23 protein-coding genes are annotated in these 24266 nt (G+C 72.9%); 4 read left to right on the top strand and 19 right to left on the bottom strand.

Annotated features, from left to right (window positions below; genetic code table 11):
• Positions 1-27: 27 nt before the first annotated feature.
• Together J7523_RS09365 and trxA are read right to left on the bottom strand one after the other, a co-directional pair.
• Entirely contained in the window at positions 28-3186 is a 3159-nt protein-coding gene (locus J7523_RS09365) for a glycosyl hydrolase (protein ID WP_291885343.1), read from the bottom strand.
• A 185-nt stretch (positions 3187-3371) separates the two neighbouring features.
• A complete protein-coding gene (gene trxA / locus J7523_RS09360) occupies positions 3372-3737 on the bottom strand; it encodes a thioredoxin (protein ID WP_291885342.1) in 366 nt (121 codons plus the stop codon).
• Positions 3738-3854: 117 nt separating this feature from the next.
• Here trxA and J7523_RS09355 point away from each other — a divergent pair, with 117 nt between their 5' ends.
• Complete coding sequence (locus J7523_RS09355; protein ID WP_291885340.1) at positions 3855-4409, top strand: NUDIX hydrolase family protein; 555 nt, start codon at positions 3855-3857, stop codon at positions 4407-4409.
• Between the two features lie 7 nt (positions 4410-4416).
• Here the strand turns inward: J7523_RS09355 and J7523_RS09350 are convergent, their stop codons facing one another.
• Genes J7523_RS09350 through clpS form a run of 7 tightly spaced genes read right to left on the bottom strand, consistent with a single transcriptional unit; the run spans position 4417 to position 10262 of the window.
• Positions 4417-6186: an ATP-binding cassette domain-containing protein gene (locus tag J7523_RS09350; protein ID WP_291885338.1), complete on the bottom strand. Its 1770-nt coding sequence runs from the start codon at positions 6184-6186 to the stop codon at positions 4417-4419.
• A gap of 6 nt (positions 6187-6192) precedes the next feature.
• Positions 6193-6819 carry an RdgB/HAM1 family non-canonical purine NTP pyrophosphatase gene (gene rdgB, locus J7523_RS09345; protein ID WP_291885462.1) on the bottom strand — a complete coding sequence of 209 codons (627 nt, stop codon included), beginning with the start codon at positions 6817-6819 and terminating at the stop codon, positions 6193-6195.
• Positions 6820-6827: 8 nt separating this feature from the next.
• A complete protein-coding gene (gene rph / locus J7523_RS09340; RefSeq protein ID WP_291885336.1) occupies positions 6828-7610 on the bottom strand; it encodes a ribonuclease PH in 783 nt (260 codons plus the stop codon).
• A 52-nt stretch (positions 7611-7662) separates the two neighbouring features.
• Positions 7663-8451, bottom strand: coding sequence for an MBL fold metallo-hydrolase (locus J7523_RS09335; protein ID WP_291885334.1), 789 nt, complete (start codon positions 8449-8451; stop codon positions 7663-7665).
• Positions 8448-9263: a glutamate racemase gene (murI, locus tag J7523_RS09330; RefSeq protein WP_291885332.1), complete on the bottom strand. Its 816-nt coding sequence runs from the start codon at positions 9261-9263 to the stop codon at positions 8448-8450. Before murI ends, J7523_RS09335 begins: the two co-directional genes overlap by 4 nt.
• Positions 9264-9273: 10 nt before the next feature.
• Positions 9274-9975 carry a DUF2017 family protein gene (locus J7523_RS09325; protein WP_291885330.1) on the bottom strand — a complete coding sequence of 234 codons (702 nt, stop codon included), beginning with the start codon at positions 9973-9975 and terminating at the stop codon, positions 9274-9276.
• Positions 9975-10262 (bottom strand): ATP-dependent Clp protease adapter ClpS, encoded by a 288-nt coding sequence (gene clpS, locus J7523_RS09320; RefSeq protein ID WP_291885460.1) that lies wholly within the window; start codon positions 10260-10262, stop codon positions 9975-9977. The genes J7523_RS09325 and clpS overlap by 1 nt, the downstream gene beginning before the upstream one ends.
• Positions 10263-10355: 93 nt before the next feature.
• Here clpS and J7523_RS09315 point away from each other — a divergent pair, with 93 nt between their 5' ends.
• A complete protein-coding gene (locus J7523_RS09315) occupies positions 10356-11696 on the top strand; it encodes a nicotinate phosphoribosyltransferase (RefSeq protein ID WP_291885327.1) in 1341 nt (446 codons plus the stop codon).
• Positions 11697-11769: 73 nt separating this feature from the next.
• Here J7523_RS09315 and J7523_RS09310 read toward each other — a convergent pair whose 3' ends face one another.
• The 9 genes from J7523_RS09310 to J7523_RS09270 all read right to left on the bottom strand — a co-directional run bounded on the left by J7523_RS09310 (position 11770) and on the right by J7523_RS09270 (position 20817).
• Positions 11770-11925, bottom strand: a complete 156-nt coding sequence (locus tag J7523_RS09310) for a hypothetical protein (protein ID WP_203757801.1) — start codon at positions 11923-11925, stop codon at positions 11770-11772.
• A gap of 289 nt (positions 11926-12214) precedes the next feature.
• A complete protein-coding gene (locus J7523_RS09305) occupies positions 12215-14041 on the bottom strand; it encodes a DEAD/DEAH box helicase (protein ID WP_291885321.1) in 1827 nt (608 codons plus the stop codon).
• Positions 14038-14424 carry a DUF3039 domain-containing protein gene (locus tag J7523_RS09300; protein ID WP_291885318.1) on the bottom strand — a complete coding sequence of 129 codons (387 nt, stop codon included), beginning with the start codon at positions 14422-14424 and terminating at the stop codon, positions 14038-14040. The genes J7523_RS09305 and J7523_RS09300 overlap by 4 nt, the downstream gene beginning before the upstream one ends.
• Before the next feature lie 83 nt (positions 14425-14507).
• Positions 14508-15290, bottom strand: a complete 783-nt coding sequence (gene nagB, locus J7523_RS09295) for a glucosamine-6-phosphate deaminase (protein ID WP_291885315.1) — start codon at positions 15288-15290, stop codon at positions 14508-14510.
• 34 nt (positions 15291-15324) lie between these two features.
• Positions 15325-16263: an ROK family protein gene (locus J7523_RS09290; protein WP_291885311.1), complete on the bottom strand. Its 939-nt coding sequence runs from the start codon at positions 16261-16263 to the stop codon at positions 15325-15327.
• Position 16264: 1 nt separating this feature from the next.
• Positions 16265-17053, bottom strand: a complete 789-nt coding sequence (locus tag J7523_RS09285) for a carbohydrate ABC transporter permease (RefSeq protein WP_291885456.1) — start codon at positions 17051-17053, stop codon at positions 16265-16267.
• Between the two features lie 131 nt (positions 17054-17184).
• Positions 17185-18123 carry a sugar ABC transporter permease gene (locus J7523_RS09280; RefSeq protein ID WP_291885308.1) on the bottom strand — a complete coding sequence of 313 codons (939 nt, stop codon included), beginning with the start codon at positions 18121-18123 and terminating at the stop codon, positions 17185-17187.
• A gap of 103 nt (positions 18124-18226) precedes the next feature.
• Positions 18227-19552, bottom strand: coding sequence for an extracellular solute-binding protein (locus tag J7523_RS09275; RefSeq protein WP_291885304.1), 1326 nt, complete (start codon positions 19550-19552; stop codon positions 18227-18229).
• Between the two features lie 86 nt (positions 19553-19638).
• Complete coding sequence (locus tag J7523_RS09270) at positions 19639-20817, bottom strand: ROK family transcriptional regulator (RefSeq protein ID WP_291885301.1); 1179 nt, start codon at positions 20815-20817, stop codon at positions 19639-19641.
• A gap of 171 nt (positions 20818-20988) precedes the next feature.
• Between J7523_RS09270 and J7523_RS09265 the strand changes: the two genes are divergently transcribed.
• Positions 20989-22044, top strand: coding sequence for an LLM class flavin-dependent oxidoreductase (locus J7523_RS09265; RefSeq protein ID WP_291885298.1), 1056 nt, complete (start codon positions 20989-20991; stop codon positions 22042-22044).
• A gap of 3 nt (positions 22045-22047) precedes the next feature.
• Here J7523_RS09265 and J7523_RS09260 read toward each other — a convergent pair whose 3' ends face one another.
• The gene (locus J7523_RS09260) at positions 22048-22371 is read right to left on the bottom strand and encodes a hypothetical protein (protein WP_291885295.1); all 324 of its coding nucleotides are present in this window, start codon (positions 22369-22371) and stop codon (positions 22048-22050) included.
• 143 nt (positions 22372-22514) lie between these two features.
• Between J7523_RS09260 and pgi the strand changes: the two genes are divergently transcribed.
• Positions 22515-24197: a glucose-6-phosphate isomerase gene (gene pgi, locus J7523_RS09255; RefSeq protein WP_291885292.1), complete on the top strand. Its 1683-nt coding sequence runs from the start codon at positions 22515-22517 to the stop codon at positions 24195-24197.
• Positions 24198-24266 lie beyond the last annotated feature (69 nt).

The raw sequence follows: 24266 nt of genomic DNA, 5'->3' as shown, positions 1-24266 counted from the left end.
TCAGCGGTCGAGCAGCTGAGCGGTCGGTCAGCTCAGCGGCAGCCTGATCACCGTCTCCGGCACCCCCACGCTCGTCGGGCCCGACCCGATCGCGTTCCACAGCGCGACCCTGACGGTCCCGCCGTGCAGCGCACCGAGCGTGCCGGTCGCCGACTGCAGCCCGACGGCCTCCGTCAGGTGCTCGAACCCGGGGACCGGGTCGGTCGCGAAGTACCGGTAGATCTCCACCCGGTCCCACGTGCCGTCACCTGTGAGGTCGTACGAGATCCCGATCCGGGTCCCGTTGTCGACGACCATGCCCGCATCGAGCGCCACGTCGAACGTCGGGCCCGCGCCCGTCGGCGTGCCGTTCAGCCCGCTCGCGGTCCAGACGAGTGCGTTCGGTGACTCCTGGCCCGTGTCGATCCCGAACGCCTGCGGGACGACCACCGTCGCGGGGCTCGTCGGCTGCTGCGCGACGAGTGCGCCGTTCGTGCCGAGGTACCGCGTGAACACGCTCGGCTGGGGACCGGTCGGGGTCGGCGTGGGAGTCGGCGTCTTCGTTGGCTTCGGCGTCTTGGTCGGCTTGGGCGTCTTCGTCGGCGTCGGCTTCGGCGTCCGGGTCGACGTCGGCGTGGGCGTCGGCGTGACGGTCGGCGTCGGGGTCGGTGTGACCGTGGGCGTCGGCGTCGGCGTCTCGGTGGGCGTCGGTGTCGGTGTCGGTGTCGGCGAGGTCGTCGGACCGCCCGGGGCCCCGCCGCCGCTCCACGTGAAGGCCCCGGACGTCACGGTCTTCCCGGCGGGCACCGCGAGAAGCGTCCCGTCGCTGAACGTCACGGTGAGCGGCGTCGACGTGACGTTCGACGCCACGTACGTCCGCCCTGCCGCGGCCTTGAACACGACCGCGAGTGCATGGTCCGCACGCACCGTCGGGTCGACGTGACCCAGCGACGCGAGGTTCGCCACCCAGTGCAGCGTGTGCGCGCGGCTCTCCCCCTCCTCGACCGCGTACCCCGGGTTCGCGAGCAGGCTGGTCAGCGCCGCCGGCCCGTCCGCGAGCGCGAGGTAGCTCCACAGGATGTCCTGCCACACGGACGGCTGACCGCCGTTGGCCTTGACGAGCTCGGCGTAGTTGGCCTCGACGTCGTCGGGCCGCAGGCCGAGGTACAGGTGGCCGCCGGTGACCGGCAACGTGTTGATGCCCTGGATCATCTCCGGCTCGCCGCTGAACCACGTGGCGTACGCGGCGCCGTCACCCCACACCATCCCGACCGTGGAGTGGCCGAAGCCCTGCGGCATGGCACCCGACCCGTCGAACCAGTAATCCTGGATCGCGGCGGCCTGCGTCGCGTACAGGTACGCGCCTGCGTCGCGGACGGTCGTGTTGCCGGTCGCCTCGCCCCACTCGACGAGCCCGGCGGCGAAGTTCATGCCCTCGGAGCTGGACTCCTGGTTGTTGCCGGCGTCGAACGCGCCGTGCCCCGACGCCCAGTCGTGGCCGGCGTAGATGTCGAAGTCACGCAGGTACGGGAACCGCGTCTCGGTGCGGTCGTAGCTGTTGGCGTCGCGCACGAGCGTGTCGACCATCCCGCCGTACGCGTCCTTCGCGGCCCACTCGGGGTCGAACCGCGCGAGCGTCGCGGCGGCCACCACGAAGTAGCCGTAGTGGAAGTGGTGGTCGTTGAGCTCGGTGTCGGAGCCGTAGGAGGCGGGGTAGCCGATGAGCGTGCCCCAGTCCGCGTCGTACGCGAACACCTGCTCCGTCTTGCCGGGCGTCGCGGTGAACCAGTCGGTGAGCGTGGCCTTGATGGTCGCGAGCGTGCGGTCGCGCACGTCCGTGTCACCGAGCTGGTCGGCGATCTCGACGATGCGCGTCGCGCGGCCGAGGGCCTTGCCCGTCCAGTAGGTGTCGGCCTTGAGCGCGCCCAGGCTGTCGGGGTTCTCGGCGGCGAGCAGGTCGTCGAGCCGGGCGCGCAGCGAGCCGGTGCTCGTCGCCACCGCGGGGATCTCGGGCAGGACGCCGGTGAACGGCGTCGCGGTCGTGAACGACTGCGACCCCACGTACGCCGTCATCGGACCGCGCGGGGAGACGTACGTCGACGAGAGCTTGCTGCCGCCACCCGCGTTCGTGACGTACTGCTGCTGGTGCGGGTAGAGCGCGACGACGGTGCCCTTCGCGGAGCCCTCGTTCGCCTCGGTCGTGAGTGCGTACGTGGTACGGACCACGGACGCGGACTCGTCGTAGGTGTAGGTGGCCCGGGTGCCCGTGACCTCCGCGTACGCGTACGGCGCGAACGCCGTCGCCTGCGCGACCCGGTCCGCGTCGGTGCTCGACGCGCCGGTGGTGAGCGACGCGACCGACAGGTAGCCCTTGCCGGCGAGCGTGCTGGTCAGCGTGCCGCCCTGCACGGTCCACGTCGACCCGGTGGGCGCGTACGCCACGTAGTCGTGGCCGCCTGCGGTGAACCCCACCGTCGGTCCGTCCTTGAGCCAGACGGCGGCCCCGCTGGTGCTCAGCGTCGCCGCACCACCGCTCACGTGGTACCAGCTGAAGGGCAGACCGTGCCCGATGGTCGCGGTGAGCGAGCGGGTCCCGTCCGTCCACGACGGTGTGACCGTCCAGTCGCTCCAGCCCGCGACCTTGACCTCGGGTGCGTCCAGGCCCGCGACGCCCACGAGGACGTCCTGCGAGTACGGGTAGTGGAACTCACCGACCCCGCCGGGGGTTCCCCCGACGACCGGCACGCGGGTCGACGACAACCCGAGCCCGCCCGCCGACGGCAGGTACGACACCGGGTGCGCGTGCAGCGGCTGGCTCCAGCGGCAGTCGAGCCGCTTGTACAGCAGCGACGACCACCAGTCGTTCGTCGGGAGCGCGCCTTGTGGGGCGTCCGCGGTCAGGGAGGATCGCGGGTCCGTCTCGATCGCGTCGCACCCCTCGGGCGTGGGCCCGACGGGTGTCGCGACGTACCCGCCCTGGCCGACGGGGACGGTGGCGGCGGTCTGCACGGCCGCGGCGCGTGAGACCGACCCCCACGCCGCGGGTGCCGCCGTGAGGGCGAGCGCGACCGAGGCGATCAGGGCGACGAACAGGGCGAGCGGACGGGACGTCCGTGGCGCAGGTTGCATGGTGAGTGGCCCCCAAAGGGCAGCGGCGACCGTCTCGGCGGTGAGGGCGGCGGCGAGCTGCGAAGTCGCGGAGACCACGCCGACGCGGTCTGCCTCCGCGGACCTCCCCCCGCACGGCCCCCATTGGACGTGCTGCTGTGAGGGAGATCACAGCCACGTTAACCACGTGTGTGAAGTTTATGCAAACTCAACACAAAGGGAGCCGGTGACTCGTGTGAACGACCGGCTCCCTTTGGAGGTGACTCGTGTCAAACGCCCGAGCGCTACTCGGACGTGGAGGCGGCGATCTTCTCGCGCACCTCGTCCATGTCCAGACCCTTGACGGCGTTGACGACCTGCTCCAGCGCGGGCGCGGGCAGCGCACCGGCCTGGTTGAACACGAGGATGCCGTCGCGGAACGCCATCAGGGTCGGGATCGAGAAGATCTGCAGCTCCTGCGCGAGCGCCTGCTCCGCCTCGGTGTCGACCTTGGCGTGCACGACGTCGGGGTGCTCCTGCGAGGACGCCTCGAACACCGGGCCGAAGCGCTGGCACGGACCGCACCACTCCGCCCAGAAGTCGACGAGCACGATCTCGTTGTCCTTGATGGTCTGACCGATGGTCTCGGCGGTCAGGGTCGTGGTGGCCACGTCATACCTCCCGTGATGAGTGTCGCGTGGTAGAGCGTCACGCCGCCCGTGACTATTCCCCTGGCTCGCCCGCGCGCCCGTTACCGGCGCGCGCCGGGTGCGGGGTAGAACTGCACGGTGACCGAGACCGCCGACTTCCCCTCCGGCCCCGAGCGTCCCGCCGGCTGGCTCAGCCCCGAGCAGATCGGCGCCGTGCGGCGCCAGCTCCCGATCCTGTACGTGGACGCCGTGCCCGTCCGCGTCGACGACTCGGGCGACGTGGTCGCCGTCGGGCTGCTGCTGCGCGTGACGCCCGAGGGCGTCATGTCCCGCGCGCTGGTCTCCGGGCGCGTCATGTACCACGAGCGGGTCCGCGATGCGCTCGTCCGGCACGTCGAGAAGGACCTCGGACCCGTCGCGCTCCCCCAGATCCCTTCGTCGCCGCAGCCGTTCACCGTCGCCGAGTACTTCCCGACCCCCGGCGTCACCCCGTACCACGACCCGCGCCAGCACGCCGTCTCGCTCGCGTACGTGGTGCCCGTGCTCGGCGACTGCCGGCCGCAGCAGGACGCCATCGACCTCGCGTGGATGACGCCCGAGGAGGCCTGCGCCGAGCAGGTCCAGGTCGAGATGAACGGCGGCCAGGGCCTGCTGCTCCGGCAGGCGATGGGGCACGTCGGCCGGCTGCCCTGACCTGCCTTCAGGCGAGCGTCAGCTCCGGCCAGTCGGCCAGGTCGGCGCGCATCTTGCGGTCGTGCGTCGCGACGACGACGGCCGCGGACGTGAGCCGGAGCGCCTCCGTGAGCTCGTCGACCAGCCCAACCGACAGGTGGTTCGTCGGTTCGTCGAGGATCAGCACGTGCGGCGCGGCCAGCAGCGCACACGCCAGGTCGAACCGTCGTCGCTGACCCACGGACAGGTCGCGCAGGGGCCGGTCGAGGTCCTCCTCCGTGAGCAGGCCGAGCGCCGCGACGGGGACGAGCTCGTCGGGGTCGAGCAGACCGCCGTGGAGCAGGTCGAGCGCGTGACGGGCGTACGCGTCGAAGGCAGACACCGGCGGTGCGACCCCGGGGCTGCTCGAGAGCGCCCGCGCGAGGTTCTCGGGCGCGTCGGGGTCCATCCGTCCCGCGTCGCGAGCGTGCTCCGTCGGTCCCTCCTGCATCAGCACGCCGAGCCGCACGCCCGCCGCGAGCGTCCGCGTGCCGCGGTCGAGGGGCAGGCGCCCGGCGAGCGCCGCGACGAGCGTCGACTTGCCCGAGCCGTTCGGCCCGGTCACGAGCAACCGCCCGCACGGCGGCACGTCGATCCGGACCCCGGGCAGGTCGAGCCGCGTCCCGACACGTGGCGCCCGCACCTCCAGCAGCGGGCCCCTGACCTGCGGCGCAGCCGTGTCCGGGTCGTCGTCGCGCGACGGACGGTCCGGGTCCTGCACGCCTGCGTGCCGCGGGATCGACGGCAGGTCCGGGAACGAGAGCGCGAGCGGCGGCACGGGCACCTCGACGGCCTGGGCCTCGAGGCGCTCGACGAGCCGGTCCGCGGCCTTCACGTGGATCCGCGCACGCGTGGCCCGGCGGTGCGCGTTCGACCCCTTCGGCGGTCGCCACTCGTCGGACAGCCCCTCGTACGCCTGGTCGAGCCGCTCGGCGAGCTGCAGCGCACGCTTGCGCTCCGCGCGGTAGCGGGCCCGCCAGCGGCGCAGCATCTGGTCCTTCGCGAACCGGTAGTCGGCGTAGCGCGTCGCCCCGTACAGCGCGGGGCGGCCGTCCATCGCCGGGTCGAGGTCGAGGATCGCGGTCATGACGTCGTCGAGCAGCCGGCGGTCGTGCGTGACGATGACGAGCGCGCCCGGCCAGCGCTGCAGCTGCACGGTGAGGTGCTCGATGCCCGCAGCGTCGAGGTGGTTCGTCGGCTCGTCGAGCAACAGCAGGTCCGCCCGCTCCCCCAGCCTGCACGCGAGCCGGACGCGGTACCGCTCCCCCACGCTGAGCTCCGCGAGCCGGCGGTCGTGGTCGCGCGGGGCGCCGAACCGGGTCAGCGCCTCGTCGATCCGCCGGTCGGCGTCCCAGGCGGCCAGGTGCTCGTAGCGGTGCATCGCGGCACCGAGCGCGGCGAGGTCCCCGGACTCGTGGTCGAACTCGTCGACCGCGGAGGCGAGCGCCTCGGACGCCGCCCGGACCGTCGACAGCGCACCCGCGACCATCGACCCGATCGTCTCGTCCCCGCTGACGTCGAGCTCCTGGTCGACGACCGCGAGGGACCCGACCCGCCGCACGCTGCCCCGCGACGGCACGAGGTCGCCCGCGAGCACCTTGAGCAGCGTCGTCTTGCCCGCGCCGTTCTCGCCGACCAGGCCGATCCTGTCCCCGGCCGACACGACCAGGTCGACCGCGTCGAGCACGGGGTGCCCCGGATAGCCGAACGTCACACCATCGGCGACCAGCTGGACGTCCGCCGCGCCCGCGTCAGCCACGAGCCGTCATCCGCCGAGCGCCCGCACCACCGCCGGCACGAGCGCGCGGAACGCCTGCCCGCGGTGGCTGATCGCGTTCTTCTCCTCGGGGGCCAGCTCCGCGCACGTCCGGGACTCGCCGAGCGGCACGAGCACCGGGTCGTACCCGAAGCCGTGCGCACCGCGCGGGCTCGTCGCGAGCGTCCCGACGAGCGCGCCCGTCTCGACGTGCTCGAACCCGTCGGGCGTCACGAGCGCCGCCGCGCACACGAACCGCGCGCCCCGGTGCTCGGGGGCGATGTCGGCGAGCTGCGCGAGCAGCAGGTCGAGGTTCGCCTGGTCGTCGCCGTGCCGCCCCGCCCACCGCGCCGAGAAGATGCCGGGCGCGCCGCCGAGCACGTCGACGCTGAGCCCCGAGTCGTCCGCCACCGCGGGCAGGCCCGTGAAGGCGGCCAGCGCACGCGCCTTGATGAGCGCGTTCTCGGCGAACGTCACGCCGTCCTCGACCGGCTCGGGCGCGCCCACGTCGCGCGCGCCGACCACGGCCGCCGCGTCGAGTCCGGGCAGTGCGGGCGCGAGGATGGCGCGCAGCTCGCCGACCTTGTGGGCGTTGTGGGTCGCGAGGACGAGCCGCACGCCGGCGGGCACGGTCACGGCGGCGCTCACGCGAGCGTGACGCGCGTCGCCGAGCCGTCCGCGGGCGGCGCGGCGAGCACCGCGGCCTGGATGGCGGCGAGCCGGTCGGTCCCGGCAACGGCGAGGTCGAGCAGCACGTCGAGCTCGGCCCGGTCGAACGGCGCGTGCTCGGCCGTGCCCTGCACCTCGACGAAGGCACCCGACCCGGTGACGACGACGTTCATGTCCGTCTCGGCGCGCACGTCCTCGACGTACGGCAGGTCGAGCATGGGGACGCCGTCGATGATGCCGACGCTCACCGCCGCGACGGAGTCCTTGAGGACGGTGCGCCCCTTCGGCACGAGGCGCTTCTCGGTGGCCCACGCGACCGCGTCCGCGAGCGCCACGTACGCGCCCGTGATCGCCGCGGTGCGCGTGCCGCCGTCGGCCTGCAGCACGTCGCAGTCCAGCACGATCGTGTTCTCGCCGAGCTGCGCGACGTCGATGATCGCGCGCAGCGAGCGACCGACCAGGCGGGAGATCTCGTGCGTCCGGCCACCCACGCGGCCCTTGATCGACTCGCGGTCCGACCGGCTCGACGTGGCCCGCGGCAGCATCGAGTACTCGGCGGTCACCCAGCCCTCGCCCGACCCCTTGCGCCAGCGCGGCACGCCCTCGGTGAACGACGCGACGCACAGCACCTTGGTGCCGCCGAACTCGACGAGCACGCTGCCCTCCCCCGCCTCGAGGAACCGGCGGGTGATCGTCACGGGGCGCAGCTCGTCGGGCCGACGACCGTCGGCGCGCAGCACGGGGGTGGTGGCAGTCATGCGGACGAGCCTAACCGCGGGGGCCGACAGCCCGGCTCGCGGTCCAGGTCGGTCAGAGCACGTGCACGGCGCCCGGCACGGCGAGCTCGACGGGCCCGTCGTACGCACCCCGCGCCTCCGTGACCGCCACGGACGGGTCGTTCCACGCGGGGATGTGCGTGAGCACGAGCCGCCCGGCCGCCCCGCGGGCCGCGGCCTGGCCGGCCCGCCGCCCGGTGAGGTGGATGCCGTGCCACGCGTCGTCGCGGCCCTCGACGTACGCGGCCTCGCACAGCAGCAGGTCGGCGCCGGTGGCGAGCGCGTCGAGCCCGGGGCACTCGTCGGTGTCGCCGCTGTACGCGAGCGTGACGGTGCGCGACGGGTCCCCGTCGGACGGCCCGGTCACCCGGACGCCGTAGGCCGGCAGGGGGTGCTCGACGGGCACGGGGGTCAAGGTCAGCGGCCCGACGACGACGGGCGCGGACGGGTCCCACTGCCGCACGTCGAACTGGCCGCCGACGTCGGTCGCGGGGTCCTTGCCGGCCATGGTCGCGAGCCGCTCGGCGGTGCCCGCGGGGCCGTACACGGCGACCGGCTCGCACGGCCCTTCGGGGCGGTACCGGCGCAGCACGTTGAGCACGATCATGTCGGCGATGTGGTCGGCGTGCAGGTGGGACAGCCCGATGGCGTCGAGCGCGGTCGGGTCGCCGTAACGCTGCAGCGGGCCGAGCGCGCCGTTGCCGAGGTCCAGCAGCACCGTCCACGTCCGACCCGACGCGTCGTCCGCCTGCACGAGGTACCCGGAGGACGCGGAGTCCGGACCGGGGAACGACCCCGCGCAGCCGAGCACGACGAGCCTCATCGCAGCGACCCGGCGGGTTCGACCGCGCCGACCTCGGGACCGAGGAACCGGCGCGCGAGCGCGTGGAACGCGTCGGGGTCGCCCGTCGCGAGGAACCGGTGGGTCGGGGGCCCGGCTGCGGGGTCGCGCTCCAGCTGGTGCGCGACGAGCGTGCGGTAGACGTCCTTCGCGGTCTCCTCGGCGCTCGACACGAGCGTGACCTCCTCCCCCATGACGTACGAGATCGCCCCGGTGAGCAGCGGGTAGTGGGTACAGCCGAGCACGAGCGTGTCGACACCCGCGGCCCGCACGGGCTCGAGGTACTCGCGGGCGAGCGCGAGCACGTCGGGGCCGGACGTGATGCCCTTCTCGACGTACTCGACGAACCGCGGGCAGGCCTGCGTCGTGAGCTCGATGCCCGGGGCGACCGCGAACGCGTCGTCGTACGACCGGCTCTCGACCGTCGACTTCGTCGCGATGACGCCGATGCGGCCGGAGCGCGTCGCGGCGACGGCCCGACGCGCGGCGGGCAGGATCACCTCCACCACGGGGATCCCGCGGCGCAGCGTGTACCGCTCGCGCGCGTCGCGCAGCATCGCCGACGACGCGGTGTTGCACGCGATGACGAGCAGCTTCACGCCTGCGTCGACGAGGTCGTCCATGACCTCGAGCGCATGCGCACGGACGGCCGCGAGCGGCTTGCTGCCGTACGGGGTGTTGAGCGTGTCACCGATGTAGAGCGTCGACTCGTGCGGCAGCTGGTCCAGGACCGCACGCGCCACGGTGAGACCACCGACGCCGGAGTCGAAGATGCCGATGGGGGCGTCGTTCACGCCGCCGAGCCTAACCGCTGCCGGCGACGTCGCCCGTGCCGTCGGTCCCGGCGGAGGTGTCCGGGTGTCGGCGGCGGGCGTCCGCGAGCATGAGGACGACGAGCGACTCCTGCAGCCAGGTGAGCGCGCCGTACACCGACACGAGGTAGCGGCGCGTCTCGTGGTCGCCCCGCGCGGCGGGCGACGACGGCGGCGGCTCGCCGAGCACGGCGTACATCGCGTCGGCCTCGGCGTCGGTGTGGACGTCGAGGCGTTCCGCGAGCACCAAGCGCACGTCGGTGAGGGCGGCGGCGAACGCGGGTGCGTCCTGGGCCGCCACGACGAGCTCGTCGTGCCGCCGGCCGCCGCCCGGCGCCGTGAGCGACTGCCACAGACGCTCCAGGCGGTCGATCTTCTGCGCACGCAGGTCGTCCTCGGTGAGCCGGCGGAACTCCGCGGCGAGCGACGGGTCGTCGCGCGAGGCGTCGGGCAGGAGGCGCATGACGGCCGGGTCGTCGGGCGGCGCGGGCGTGTCGGTCCGCAGGTGCGGCAGGTCGCTCGGCTCGTCGGGCCCGGTCGCGGTCGCCGCCCGGTCGGCGGCGATGGGCTCCTCGCCGGGGCGCGGAGCACCGAGCAGCTCGAGGACGTCCGCGACGACGGACGCCACGACCGCCCGCTCGCCCTCGTCGACGCGCGCCACGAACCGGCCCTGCCGGGCCTTGAACCCGTGCATCACTGCCCGCTGCGCTGCAGCGTCGCCCACAGGCCGAACCCATGCATCGCCTGCACGTCGACCTCCATGGACTCGAGCAGGCCCGTCGACACGACCGCGCGACCCTCCTCGTGGACCTGCCGCATGAGCTTCTCGGCGGTCGCGTGCGGGTGGCCGAAGTACGTCTCGAACACGTACGTCACGTAGCTCATGAGGTTCACGGGGTCGTTCCAGACGATCGTGACCCACGGGTCGCCGAGCGAGGTCTCCTCGACGGTCTCGACCCGTTCGTCGGGTGCGGTCTGCACTGGCACGCCCACCACTGTAGGTGCGTCCGGCCACGTCGTTCCGCTCGGCGCACGTGCGTGCGCACCCCGGGCCGCGCCCCTACGTTGGCGACTATGAACGAGCAGGCCAGGAGCAGCGCGCTCCTCACGGACCGCTACGAGCTCACGATGGTGGAGGCGGCCCTGCGGGACGGCACCGCGGACCGGCGGTGCGTGTTCGAGGTGTTCACGCGGCGGCTCCCGCCGGGCCGTCGGTACGGGGTGCTGGCCGGCACGGGCCGGCTCCTGGAGCTGCTGGAGTCGTTCCGGTTCTCGACGGCCGAGCTCGACTGGCTCGCCGAGGCGCGGGTCGTCGACGACGCGACCCTCGACTTCCTGGCCGGGTACAGGTTCACCGGCTCGATGGTCGGGTACGCCGAGGGCGAGGTGTTCTTCCCGTCGTCGCCCGTGCTCGTCGTCGAGGGGACGTTCGCGGAGGCCGTGCTGCTCGAGACGCTCGTGCTGTCGGTGCTCAACTACGACTCCGCCGTCGCCTCCGCGGCGTCCCGCATGACGAGCGCCGCCGTCGACCGGCCGTGCCTCGAGATGGGGTCGAGACGCGCGCACGAGGAGGCGGCCGTCGCGGCCGCGCGTGCCGCCGTCGTCGCCGGGTTCGCGGGCACGTCGAACCTCGAGGCCGGCCGGCGGTACGGCCTCACGACGATCGGGACGGCCGCCCACGCGTTCACGCTCCTGCACGACGACGAGCGCAGCGCGTTCGCCGCGCAGGTCGACGCGCTAGGCACCGGGACGACGCTGCTGGTCGACACCTACGACGTGCGGCGGGGTGTCGAGAACGCGCTCGCGGTCGCCGGCACGGGGCTGGGGGCCGTCCGGCTCGACTCGGGCGACCTCGGCGTGCTCGCGCAGGAGGTCCGGGCGCAGCTGGACGCGGCGGGCGCGCACCGGACGAAGATCACGGTGACGTCCGACCTGGACGAGTACGCGATCGCCGCGCTGGCCGCGGCTCCGGTCGACTCGTACGGGGTGGGCACGTCGGTCGTCACGGGGTCGGGCGCCCCGACGTGCGGGATGGTCTACAAGCTCGTCGCGCGCGAGGGAGCCGACGGGGCGCTCGAGCCGGTCGCGAAGGCGTCCCGGTCGAAGACGAGCGTCGGGGGCCGCAAGGCGGCGGCGCGGCGGCGGGACGGCGACGGGCGGGCCGTCGAGGAGGTCCTGGTCACGGGACCCGACGAGCGGGTCCGCGGGTGGACGTCCGGCGGGGAGGAGCTGCGCGCCCTGCACGTGCCGCTCGTCGCGGACGGCGTCGTGGACCAGGGCTGGACGGGGCCGTCCGGCGTGGCCCGGGCGCGCGATCGGCACCGCGCCTCGCGGGACGAGCTGCCGCGGGGGGCGCGGCGGCTGTCGGCCGACGAGGCCGCGGTGCCGACCGGGACGCTGCTGCTGGGCGACTAGGGGGCGCCCGCAGCGTCGGGACCAGGCCGCACGCCGGGACAGTCAGGGGGGTGCTGTCCCGGCGGCGGCCCGGTCAGACCCGGCTTCGGCCGCGGCCGACGAGCCCGAGGATCAGGCTGACGACGAGCACGATCACGCCGATCCAGATGAGGAACGAACCGATGTTCGTCGCGACCCCGAGCACGAGGAGCACGACGCCGACGAGGATGAGGATGAGCCAGGCGGGCATGGGTTGACCTCTTTCTGCATGGTCACCGAGACGGCGTCCGGGGGGACCCGGGGCCGATGGGGCACGGCACGAGGTTGGCAGCGCGGCGCGCGCTCGGCACGTCGAGAGGCGAAGTTGCGCGCGGGCCCGCCGGTGCTATGTGGTCGCGCGTCCAGGGCGCTGACCTGCGCGGATATTGATCCTCGACCGTGTCCAAATGGCGAGACGGGGGTTGTGCCCGACCTGCCCGAGTGCATGAGAAGGTCCTCATGGACCGGCCTGGACGGCGCCGTCCTGCCGACCGCCCGCCTCAGCGCTTGCCGACGAACCAGCCCCGCAGCATCTCGACGCGCGCTGTCAGCTGCTCGGGGTCGGCCAGCGCGACCTCCGGACCGCCGCACCGCCGACGCAGCTCGTTGTGCACCGACCCGTGCGGCTGCCCCGACCGCCGCGACCACGCCCCGACGAGCTGCGCGAGCTCCTTGCGCAGCTCGGCCTGCTTGCGGTGGTCCATCGCCGCCAGCTCGGCCGCGGCCGCCTGGGAAGCCGCACGACGCTTGCCGCTCTGCTGCTCGGCCTGCCGCTGCCGCAGCAGCGCGGACACCTGGTCGGCGTCCAGCAGACCCGGTAGGCCGAGGAAGTCGAGCTCCTCCTCCGAGCCGACCTCGGCACCCGTCCCGAACTCGCCGCCGTCGAACAGCACGCGGTCGAACGACGCCTGCGCCTCGAGCGCCTCGAAGGCGCCCTGCTTGCCGTCCGGACCGAGAGCGTCCGGTCCGTTGCGCTCGGAGTTCGCCGCCGCGAGCAGCGCGTCCTCCGGGTTGTACTCGAGGCCGTTCTCCTCGGCCGTCTTCGGCCGGTCGAGTGCGTGGTCCCGCTCGACCTCCATGCTGTTCGCGAGCACGAGCAGCTGCGGCACGGACGGCAGGAACACCGACGCGGTCTCGCCGCGCTTGCGGGCCCGCACGAACCGCCCGACGGCCTGCGCGAAGAACAACGGCGTCGCCGTGCTAGTCGCGTACACGCCGACCGCGAGCCGGGGCACGTCGACGCCCTCCGACACCATGCGCACGGCGACCAGCCAGCGCGAGTCACCCGCGGAGAACTCGTCGATCCGGTCGCTCGCGCCGTCGTCGTCGGACAGCACGACCGTCGGCGACTCGCCCGTGAGGCGCGCGAGGTGCCCCGCGTACGCGCGCGCGTCCGTCTGGTCGGTCGCGATGATCATGGCGCCCGCGTCGGGCACCGCACGCCGGACCTCGGTCAGCCGGCGGTCCGCCGCTGCCAGGACGCTCGGGATCCACTCACCGTTCGGGTCGAGCGCCGTGCGCCACGCCTGCGACGTCATGTCCTTCGTGAGCGGCTCGCCGAGCCGGGCGCTGACCTCGTCACCCGCCTTCGTCCGCCACCGCATGGACCCCGAGTACGACAGGAAGATCACCGGCCGCACGACGTGGTCGCGCAGCGCGTCGCCGTAGCCGTACGTGTAGTCGGCGAGGCTGCGGCGGATGCCCTCGCGGTCGGGCGCGTACTGCACGAACGGGATCGCGGCCGTGTCGGAGCGGAACGGCGTGCCCGTGAGGGCCAGCCGGCGGGTCGCGTCCTCGAACGCCTCCCGCACCGCGTCGCCCCACGACAGCGCGTCGCCGCCGTGGTGCACCTCGTCGAGGATGACGAGCGTCGGCGCCGCCGTCGTGCGCGCGGCGTGCAGGGCGGGCTTGCTCGCGACCTGCGCGTACGTCAGCGCGACGCCGTCGAACCCGTGCCCGTGCCGACCTTGCGCGTTGCTGAAGTTGGGGTCGAGCGTGATGCCGACCCGTGCGGCGGCGTCCGCCCACTGCCGCTTGAGGTGCTCGGTGGGCGCCACGACCGTGACGCGCCGGACCACCCGGGCCTCGAGCAGCTCGGTCGCGATCCGCAGGGCGAACGTCGTCTTGCCGGCGCCCGGCGTCGCGACCGCGAGGAAGTCGCGCGGCTCACGCGTCCGGTACAGCTCGAGCGCCTCGGCCTGCCACGCACGCAGCTTGCCCGCGGTCCCCCACGGCGCACGCGCGGGGAACGCCGGCGGCAGGTGGGAGGCCGCCGACGTCGACGCGTGGCTCGAGCTGAGGGAGGACGGGCGCGGGGTGGCCGTCACTTGGCCGACGAGCCGCGGCCGAAGCCCCAGCGGCGACCGCCGGAGCCTCCGGACCCGCCGGAGCCGCCCGACTCACCGCCGGCGCCCTCGCCGTCCTGCGGCTCGCGCAGCCCCTCGTAGATCTCCTTGCACACGGGGCAGACCGGGAACTTGTTGGGGTCGCGACCCGGCACCCAGACCTTCCCGCACAGCGCCACGACGGGTCGGCCGCTGAGGGCCGACTCCATGATCTTCTCCTTGCGCACGTAGTGCGCGAAGCGCTCGTGGTCTCCCGGCTCGACCTGCTCGTGGGTCTCCTGGCGCTCCAGGACGCTCGTCGAGGTGCCCTGGTCCGGGCCGAACGGGTCGTCGGGTCCGGTGCTCGGCGGCAAGGGCTCACTCATGCCGACGAGTGTACGTCGGGGGTCCGACGCGACCAGGGTTCGTCCGGGCCGCGTCGACCGTCCCGGACGGCGGCCCGGCACGCCTACAGGCCCTGCCAGTCCGGCTTGGCGGCGAACGTCTCGCGGTAGTAGTCGGCGAGCTGGAGCCGGCTCGCCGCCGCGTCGTCCACGAGCACCGTGACGTGCGGGTGGTGCTGCAGGATCGTCGCGGGCCACATGGCGCTCACGGGGCCCTCGGCGAGCTGATGCACCGCCTCCGCCTTGCCGCGCCCGGTGGCGAGCAGCACCAGGTGCCGCGCGGACATGATCGTCGCGAGCCCCTGCGTCAGGCAGTGCGTCGGCACCTGGTCGAGGTCGCCGCCGAAGAACCTCGCGTTGTCCTCGCGGGTCTGGCGCGTGAGCGTCTTGATGCGCGTCCGCGACGCGAGCGACGAGCCGGGCTCGTTGAACGCGACGTGCCCGTCGGTGCCGATGCCGAGGATCTGCAGGTCGACGCCGCCGGCGTCCACGATGGCCTGCTCGTACGCCGCGCACGCCCCGACCACGTCGTCCGCGAGCCCGTCGGGGCCCTGGACGGCACCGGGCGCGAAGTCCACGCGCGAGGCGATCTCCTTCTCGATGACGTTCCGGTACCGCTCCGGGTGGTCGGCCGGGAGGCCGACGTACTCGTCGAGCATGAACGCACGGGCGCGCGCGAACGACAGGTCGGCCTCGGCGTGCCGCCGGGCGAGCTCGTCGTACACGGCCAGCGGGCTCGAGCCCGTCGCGAGCCCGAGCACGGCGTCGGGGCGCGCCCGCAGCAGCCGTTCGATCGTGTCGGCCGCGAGCCGCGCGAGCTGCTCGGCGGGGGCGATGACGACCTCCATCAGACGTGTCCTTCCTCAGCTGTTCCGGCCGCCGTCACGGCTGGCCTCCCCTGGCGACGATCGCGGCGCCCAAGGCCCCCACGGGCACACCGACCGGGGTCAGCGTGACACGTTCCGACAGCTGCACGGTCCGCAGGAACGGCGACGACTGCGCCTCGCGGTCGAGCTCGCCGCGCACCACGCGCAGCAGGGGCTCGCCGAGCGAGCTCACACCACCGCCGATCACGACGTGCTGCACGTCGCACGTGAGGATGAGCATCCGCACCGCCGACGCGACGGCCCACGCGAACTGGTCCCGCAGCGCGACGGCGTCCGGGTCGCCCGCCTCAGCCGCGGCGAACAGCTCCGCAGGCGCGGGCATGCCCTGGCGGCTCGGCCACGCGGCGTCGAGCGCGGAGCCCGACGCGTACTGCTCGAGGCAGCCGAGCTGGCCGCACTTGCACGGCAGGCCGCCGGGCACGAGCGTCAGGTGCCCGATCTCCCCCGCCGCGCCCCGGGCGCCGCGCCGCAGCCGCCCGTCCAGCAGCAGGCCCGCGGCGACGCCGGTGCCGAGCGCGAGGAAGCCGATGTCCTGCGCCTGCGGCCCGAGCGCGTGCGCCGATCCGAGGACGGCGACGTTGAGGTCGTTCTCGACGCGCACCGGGACCACGCCGCCGAGCGCCTCGGCGAGCATCGCCGCGAGCGGCGTGCGCTCCTCGATGCCGAGGTTCACCGCGTGCTCGACCGTGCCGTCGCCCGCGTGCACCATGCCCGGCAGGCCGATGCCGACGCCGTCGAGGTCGCCGACCCCGACGCCCGCCCGGGCCGCGAGGGTCTCGACCGCGGTGACCGCCCCGGCCACGACGCCGGCGGCGCCGGGGACCGTCTTCGCGAGGATCTCGTGACGGACGTACCCCTGGGCGTCGACGACGACGCCCAGCACCTTGGTGCCGCCGACGTCGAGCCCGACCGTCAGCCTCTGCTCGGTTGCCACGTCAGCCCTTCACCGCTCCGGCGACCAGGCCCGAGGTCATCTTGTTCTGCACGAACAGGAAGAACGCGATGACCGGGATCGCGATGAGCGCGGCGCCGGCCATGACGACGCCCCAGTCGGTGGCCCGGTTGGCCTCGACGAGGCCCTGCAGCCACAGCGGCAGCGTGCGCTGGGACGGGTCGGTCATGACGACGAGGGCGAGGGTGTACTCATTCCACGCCTGCAGGAACCCGTAGACGCCCGCGGCCACGAGGCCCGGTGCGAGCAGCGGGAACGTGATGCGGAAGAACGCGCCGGTGCGCGAGAGGCCGTCGACCATGCCGGCCTCCTCGAGCTCGATCGGCACGCCCTGCACGAACCCGCGCAGCATCCAGATCGTGAACGGCAGGATCGCAGCGACGTACACGAGCGCCAGACCGGCGACGCGGTTGACGAGGTGCCAGCCGTCGAGCATCTGGAACTGCGAGATGAACAGGCCCTCCGCGGGGATCATCTGCACGACGAGGATCGTGAGGATGAACGCCTTGCGGCCGCGGAACCGGAACCGGCTGACGGCGAGCGCCGCGAGGAACGCGAAGATCAGCGCGGCGACCAGCACGACCACGACGACGGAAAGCGAGATCCGCATCGCGGCCCAGAACGACGGGTCGGCCCACACCTGGCGGAAGTTCGACATGGTCCCGCCCAGCGGCAGGAACGTGGGGTCGGGCGCCTGCAGCTTGTTGAGCGGCAGGAACGCGCTGTTGATCATCCAGTAGATCGGGAACACCCAGACGACGGCGATGAGCACCGCGACGACGCCCCAGGCGCGACGGCCCGCGGTCGAGGACGCAGGGCTGCCGCCGCGGCGGGTCTTCGTCGGGCGGACGGGCAGGTCGGCGGTCGCGTTGGTGGCGGGCTGCGCGCCCGTGGCGAGCGTGCTCACAGCTCGTCCTCCTTGAGCATCTGCCGGATGTAGAACCCGGTCAGCGCGAGGGTGATGACCAGCATGATCGTGGCCAGGGCCCCGGCCTTGGAGAACTCCTTGGCGTAGGAGTAGATGAGGGTGCCGAGCAGGTTGGTGTCGCGCGTCGGTGCGCCCGCCCGCTGCAGCACGTAGATCTGCGTGAAGACCTTGAGGTCCCAGATGACCTGCAGCAGCAGGACCACGGACAGGACCGGCCGGACCATCGGCATCGTGATGTTCCAGAACCGCTGGCGCGCGGAGGCGCCGTCGAGCTGCGCGGCCTCCATCGTCTCCTCGGGGACCTGCAGCAGGCCCGCGTAGACGGAGAACGCGACGAACGGCACGGACATCCACACGACGATGACGGTCGCGACGAAGTAGAAGGACAGCGGCTGGATGATCCACGAGTGGTGGGCCATGCCCTCGAAGCCGAGGACGTTGCTCAGCACCCAGTTGATCGCCCCGTACTGGGAGTCGAACAGCCACTGCCACACGGTCATCGAGGCGAGCACGGGGGTGCCCCACGCGAGCAGCAAGGAGACCTGCAGCGTCATGCGGGCGGCGGCGCCGACCCGGGCCATGAGGACCGCGAACGCGATGCCGATCACCATCGTGACGGCCGCGTTGATCAGGCAGAACGCGATGGAGCGGCCGATGACCGTCCACACGTAGGGGTCGGACAGGAGGTCCGTGTAGTTCGCGAGGCCGACCCACTCGGCGGGCTGGCCGAACTGCTGGCGCAGCCCGTACTCCTGGAAGGAGATGACGAACTGCCGGACGAGGGGGTAGCCGAGGGCGACCGCCATGAGGAGGCTGGCCGGGACGAGCAGGGTGTAGACGCCCAGTTGGGGGCGCCGGCGACGCAGCGTCGCCGTGGTGCCGTCGCCCGGCACCTCGAGGGTCGTGACTGCCATGCGAGGAGCTCCTGTCTGGTGGTGCCGGTCGGGCTGCCCTGGTGGGGAGCCCGACCGGCACCCGGATCAGGTGGTGGGTCGGTGGTCACCGGCCCACCGGTGATCAGTTGAGCGCGTCGGTGATGAGCTTGTCCGCGTCGGTCGCGGCCTGCTTCACGTCGGCACCCGAGGCCACCTTCTGGAAGAAGTCCTCGAGGATGCGGTCGCCCTCGACGGTGGCCCAGTTCTCGGCCGCCGGCGTGAGCTTGGCGTTGAGGGCCGCCGCGACGGCCGCCTTCGCGTAGACGTCGTCACCCATCGACGACGCGTACTCGGTGTTGCCCGGGATCAGACCGTTCTGGCCGAGCTGGTTCTGGAAGTCGCCCGAGAAGATGATCCGGAGCAGGTTCTTCGCGAGCTCGGGGTGCTTCGACTTCGCCGCGACCGCGATGTTCGAGCCACCGGCGAAGCCCGTGGCGTACTCACCGGCGGTCAGGCCGGGGAGCGGGAAGATCCCGGTGTGCTCCTCGTTGCACGCCTGCTGCTCGGCGAGCAGCGCCTTCGCGGCGTCGGACTTGTCGTCCTTCGCGACGCCCTTGTTGCACTGGGGCAGGTCGATGCTCCAGCGCGCCCAGGTCGGCGCGGAGAACATCGCGGCCTGGCCGGCGTTGAACGGCACCCACGGCTCGTTCGAGTCGGAGTCGGCCGGGGCGTGCGTCGCCGTCTTGAACAGCGTCGCGACCTCGTCGAGACCCTTGAGCGACTTCTCGCTCGCGAGGGCGCCCTTCCACTCGCCACCGTCGTACGTGGCCAGGTCGCCGCCGTTGGTGTAGATCCAGGCCGCGCCGTTGTACCAGTCCTGGCCGGGGAACCAGAAGCCGGACACCGTGTCCGTCTGGAGCTTCTGCGCGGCGGTCGTGAAGTCGGCGAGCGTGGTCGGGACCTCGACGCCGGCGGCCGCGAACATGTCCTTGTTGTAGAACACGGCGCGGGCACCCGAGTAGTAGGGCACCGAGTAGAGCTTGCCGTCGGCCTTGCCGGCCTCGACGAAGCCGGGGAGCAGCTTGTCGCCGCCCAGCTCGTCGTACATGCCCGTGATGTCCGCGAACGCGCCGGCGTACGTGAACGTCGGCGACTGCGTGTTGCCGATCTCGACGACGTCCGGGGTCTGGTCCTCGGAGGCGAGGGCCGTCTGCAGGCGCGGGACGAGCCCGCTCCAGTCCTGCTCCTCGATGACGAGCTTCGAGCCGGGGTTCTCCGACTCGAACGTCGTCGTCAGGTAGTCGCGCAGCGCCTGGGGCGTGTCGGTGCCGTTGAGCCACAGCTTGATCGTGGCGGCCTCGGGCGTGCCGTTGTCACTGGGCTGGTCCGAGGTGTCGTCGCCCGAAGAACATGCGGTCAGCGCCAGTGCTGCCGCCACGCCGACGGCGGCGAAACGTAGGATCTTCACGTTGGGGTTCCTCCCGTGAGCGAGGCGTTCGCCGGACGGCGACGCCGGGGTGGTGATTCCGACTGCAGTCGGTCGGCTCGGGGTCGTCACGTGACCCCGAGCTGGCCTGACAGGACGAGGACCGCCGCACCGGCGAGAGCCCCGTCCTCGTCGAGGGAACCCATCCGCATGTCCAGTCCCTGCCCGATGACTGGCATGGTGCGTGCGCGGAGGGTGGCGAGCGCCGATTCCCGCAGAGGACCGTCCAGCAGCTCCGGGGGCCCGGAGAGCAGGACCTCGGCGAGGTCGAGCGCGGAGACGACGGGCGCGAGTGCGATCCCGAGCAGTCGTCCCACCGACGCCAGGGCGGCGTCGGAGTCTTCGGGGCTGAGCCCCTGGGTGCGCCGTCGCAGGGCCGGCACGCTGAGCACGGTCTCGAGGCAGCCCACGCGGCCGCACGCGCACTCGAGCGGCGTCTCGTCGCGCGGGTCGCCGTCCACGACGGTGACGTGGCCGATCTCGCCGGCGGCGTGGTGCCGGCCGCGCACGAGCGCGCCGTCGACCACGAGCCCGGCGCCGACGCCCTCGCCGACCATCACGACGATCGAGCCGCCGCCGGCGGCCCGGCCGTACGTGAACTCGCCGAGGGCGCGCGTGTTGGCGTCGTTGGCGACGTGCACCGGCACGTCGAGGCGCTCGCTCAGCCGGGCCGCGAGCGGCACGTCGTACCAGCCGCGGTTGGGCGCCTGGACGACGACGCCGTCGGGGTCGATGACGCCCGGCGACGCGATGCCGATGCCGAGGACGGGCTGGTCGGCGGCCGTGAGCAGGTCGCGGCAGAGCCCTTCGAGCAGGTCGAGCGCGCGCTCCCCCGTCTGACCGTCGAGCGGGACCTCGCGGCGGGCGACGACGTCGCCGACGATCGACAGGACGCCGCCGAGGATGCGCGAGTCGCTCGTGAGGTCGACGGCGACGATCTGGAACGCGTCGGTGCGCATCGCGACGAGCGTGGCGGGCTTGCCGACCTTGCCCTCGATGCGCAGGCCCTGCTCCTCGACGAGGCCTTCGGCGATGAGCTCGGCGACGAGGCCGGAGACGGTGACCCGCGTCAGACCGGTGCTGCGCGCGATGTCGGCGCGGGACGCGGCGGTCTCGTGGAACAGGTGGCCGAGGACGAGCGAGCGGTTGTGGGCCCGGGCGTGCTCGGGGAGCACCTTGCCCGTCGGCCGCAGTGCCCGGCCGACTCCTCGCCCGGTTCCCGCGGGCGGCGCCGTCGTCGCTCTCATGTTTGTTAGTAGAACTTCCTTATTAATCAAAGTCAACTCCCTCCGGTGACCGTGATCACATCGTGACCGTCCGTTCACACACCTGACTCATGGGACGAATCCCCTCCGGTTCAGCGCCCCCACCAGCGGGTTCGCAGGAACAGCACGGGCGTGCCGTTCGTTGCCTCGCACATGGAACTGGGTCTCTACACGTTCGGCGACATTCACCCTGATCCGGTCAGCGGCGCGCTCACCTCCCCCGCGCAGCGGCTGCGGGACGTCCTCGAACGGATCCGCCTGGCCGAGGAGGTCGGCCTGGACTACGTCGGGATCGGCGAGCACCACCGGCCCGACTACGCGATCTCGTCGCCGTCGACCGTCATCGCCGCCGGCCTCGCCCAGACGTCGCGCATCACCGTCGGGTCGGCCGTCACGGTGCTGTCCACCGAGGACCCCGTGCGTGTCTACCAGCAGTTCGCCACGATGGACCTCTACTCCGGCGGCCGCGTCGAGCTGCTCGCCGGGCGCGGGTCGTTCATCGAGTCGTACCCCCTGTTCGGTGCGTCGCTCGACGACTACGACGACCTGTACGACGAGAAGATCGGCCTGCTGCTCGCGCTCGACGACGCCGAGCGGGTCACGTGGTCGGGCCGGTTCCGGCCGCCGCTCGACGACGCCGTGGTCCTCCCCCGCCCGTTCGACAAGCCCGGCCTCGGCCCGCGGCTGCGGATCGCCGTCGCGACCGGCGGCAGCCCCCGGTCCTCCGTCCGCGCCGGCGTGCTCGGCCTGCCCGTGAGCTACGCGATCATCGGCGGCCGGCCGGCGTCGTTCGCCCCGCTCGTCGAGTCGTACCGGCGGGCGTTCGCCGAGTCCGCCTCCCCGCGGCCCGACGGTCCGTTCGTGTCCGTCGCCGGCATGGGCTTCGTCGCCGACGACGGCCGCGCCGCACGCGAGTTCTTCTACCCGTACTGGCGCGCGTCGATGGCCCGGATCGCCTCCGAGCGCGGGTTCAGCCAGCCCAACCGGATCGCGTTCGAGTCGCAGGCCTCGCGCGGCGGCGCGTACTTCGTCGGCGAGCCCGAGGAGGTCGCGTCCCACATCGTCGAGCTGCACGCGGTGCTCGGGCACGACCGCCAGGCGTTCCAGATGGACCTGTCCGGCGTGCCGCAGCGCGAGTCGCTGCGCGCGATCGAGCTGCTCGGCACCGAGGTCGCGCCGCTCGTCAGGTCGGCCCTCGGGGACGCGTAGGCGTCAGGACTGCGCGAGCAGCCCGCTCGTGCGGTGGTCGACGAGCAGCCAGGTCGCGACCCCGAGCACGGCCGCGACGAGCACGACGGACGGCCACGCCCCCAGGTACGGCGCGAGCAGGTGGGACGCGACGAAGCACACCGCGCCGATGACGACCACGGCGAGCGTGCGCGCGGCACCGGCGGGCCGCCAGGCGCGGACCGCGCACCACGCGACGCCGGCGAGCAGCACGGCCCCGCCGAGGGCGCGCACGCCCGTCGACTGCGCGACGGCGAACCCGACGACGAGGGTGAGGGCGGCGATCACGGCGGTGGGGATGCGGGACACGCCCACACCCTAGGCACACCGCGCGGACGGTCCTGCCCAGGTCCGGACGTCCCGTGCGACCCCCTGTCGGCGCGCACTAGGTTGGACGCGGCCGCCCGCTGCCGCGCAGTCGCCGCCGTCCACCCGTCACAGAGGGAGTCTCCATGCCCACGCCACCCGTCGACGCGACCTCCACGAGCGCCTGGCAGGACCTCAGCGCGCACGAGTCGACGCTCCACGTCGACCTGCGCGACTGGTTCGCCACCGACCCCGGCCGCGCGGAGCGCCTCTCCCTCACGCTGGCCGACCTGCACGTCGACCTGTCGAAGAACCTCGTCACCGACGAGACGCTGGCCCTGCTCGTGCGCCTCGCCGACGAGGTCGGGCTCGCTGACCGCCTGCAGGCGCAGCTGCGCGGCGACCACATCAACGTGACCGAGGACCGCGCGGTCCTGCACACGGCCCTGCGCCGCCCGGCGGGTGCGCAGCCCCCGCTCGTCGTCGACGGGCAGGACGTCGACCACGACGTGCAGGAGGTCCTCGCCAAGGTCTACGCGTTCGCCGACAAGGTCCGCTCGGGTGCCTGGACGGGCGTGACGGGCGAGCGGGTGCGCACGGTCGTCAACATCGGCATCGGCGGCTCCGACCTCGGCCCGGTCATGGCGTACGAGGCGCTCAAGCCGTACGTGCAGGAGGGCCTCGAGGTCCGCTTCGTGTCGAACATCGACCCGACCGACCTGGCCGAGAAGGTCAAGGACCTCGACCCGACGACCACCCTGTTCATCGTCGCGTCGAAGACGTTCGGCACCCTGGAGACGCTGACGAACGCGCGCCTCGCCCGCGCGTGGCTCTGGGAGCAGCTCGCCGCGGCCGGCCACCTCGCGGACGACGACGCGGCCCGCACGGACGCCGTCGCGAAGCACTTCGTCGCCGTCTCGACGGCGCTCGACAAGGTCGCGGCGTTCGGCATCGACCCCGCCAACGCGTTCGGCTTCTGGGACTGGGTCGGCGGCCGGTACTCGGTGGACTCCGCGATCGGCACGTCGCTCGCGATCGCGATCGGTCCCGACAGGTTCCGCGACTTCCTCGCCGGGTTCCACGCGGTCGACGAGCACGTCGCGACCACGCCGTTCTCGAGCAACGTCCCGGTGCTCATGGGGCTGCTCAACATCTGGTACGTCAACTTCCTCGGCGCGCACACCCACGCGGTGCTGCCGTACGCGCAGTACCTGCACCGGTTCCCGGCGTACCTGCAGCAGCTGACCATGGAGTCGAACGGCAAGTCGGTGCGCTGGGACGGCACGCCCGTGACCACGCAGACGGGCGAGGTGTTCTGGGGCGAGCCCGGCACCAACGGCCAGCACGCGTTCTACCAGCTCATCCACCAGGGCACGCGGCTCATCCCGGCCGACTTCATCGCCGTGGCGAACCCCGCGCACCCGCTGAAGGACGGCGACACCGACGTCCACGCGCTGTTCCTGGCGAACTACTTCGCGCAGACGAAGGCGCTCGCGTTCGGCAAGACGGCCGACGAGGTGCGGGCCGAGGGCACCGCGGAGGACATCGTGCCGGCGCGGGTGTTCTCGGGGAACCGCCCGACGACGTCGATCCTCGCCCCGTCGCTCACGCCGTCGGTGCTGGGTCAGCTCATCGCTCTGTATGAGCACATCACGTTCGTGCAGGGCGTCGTGTGGGGCATCGACTCGTTCGACCAGTGGGGCGTGGAGCTCGGCAAGAAGCTCGCGACCGAGATCGCGCCCGCGGTCGAGGGCGACGCGTCGGCGCTCGCCGCGCAGGATCCGTCGACCAAGGCCCTCATCGCGAAGTACCTCGAGCTGCGTCGCTGACGGTCCCGGTCCCACCGTGAAGGGTTCGTCGCACCAGGTGCGACGAACCCTTCACGTCGTCCGTCAGGC

This window comes from Cellulomonas sp., assembly GCF_017744555.1.
Taxonomy (GTDB): Bacteria; Actinomycetota; Actinomycetes; order Actinomycetales; family Cellulomonadaceae; genus Cellulomonas.
The sequence above is the reverse complement of the archived record's forward strand: the minus strand, read 5'-3'. Positions and strand labels throughout refer to the sequence as shown.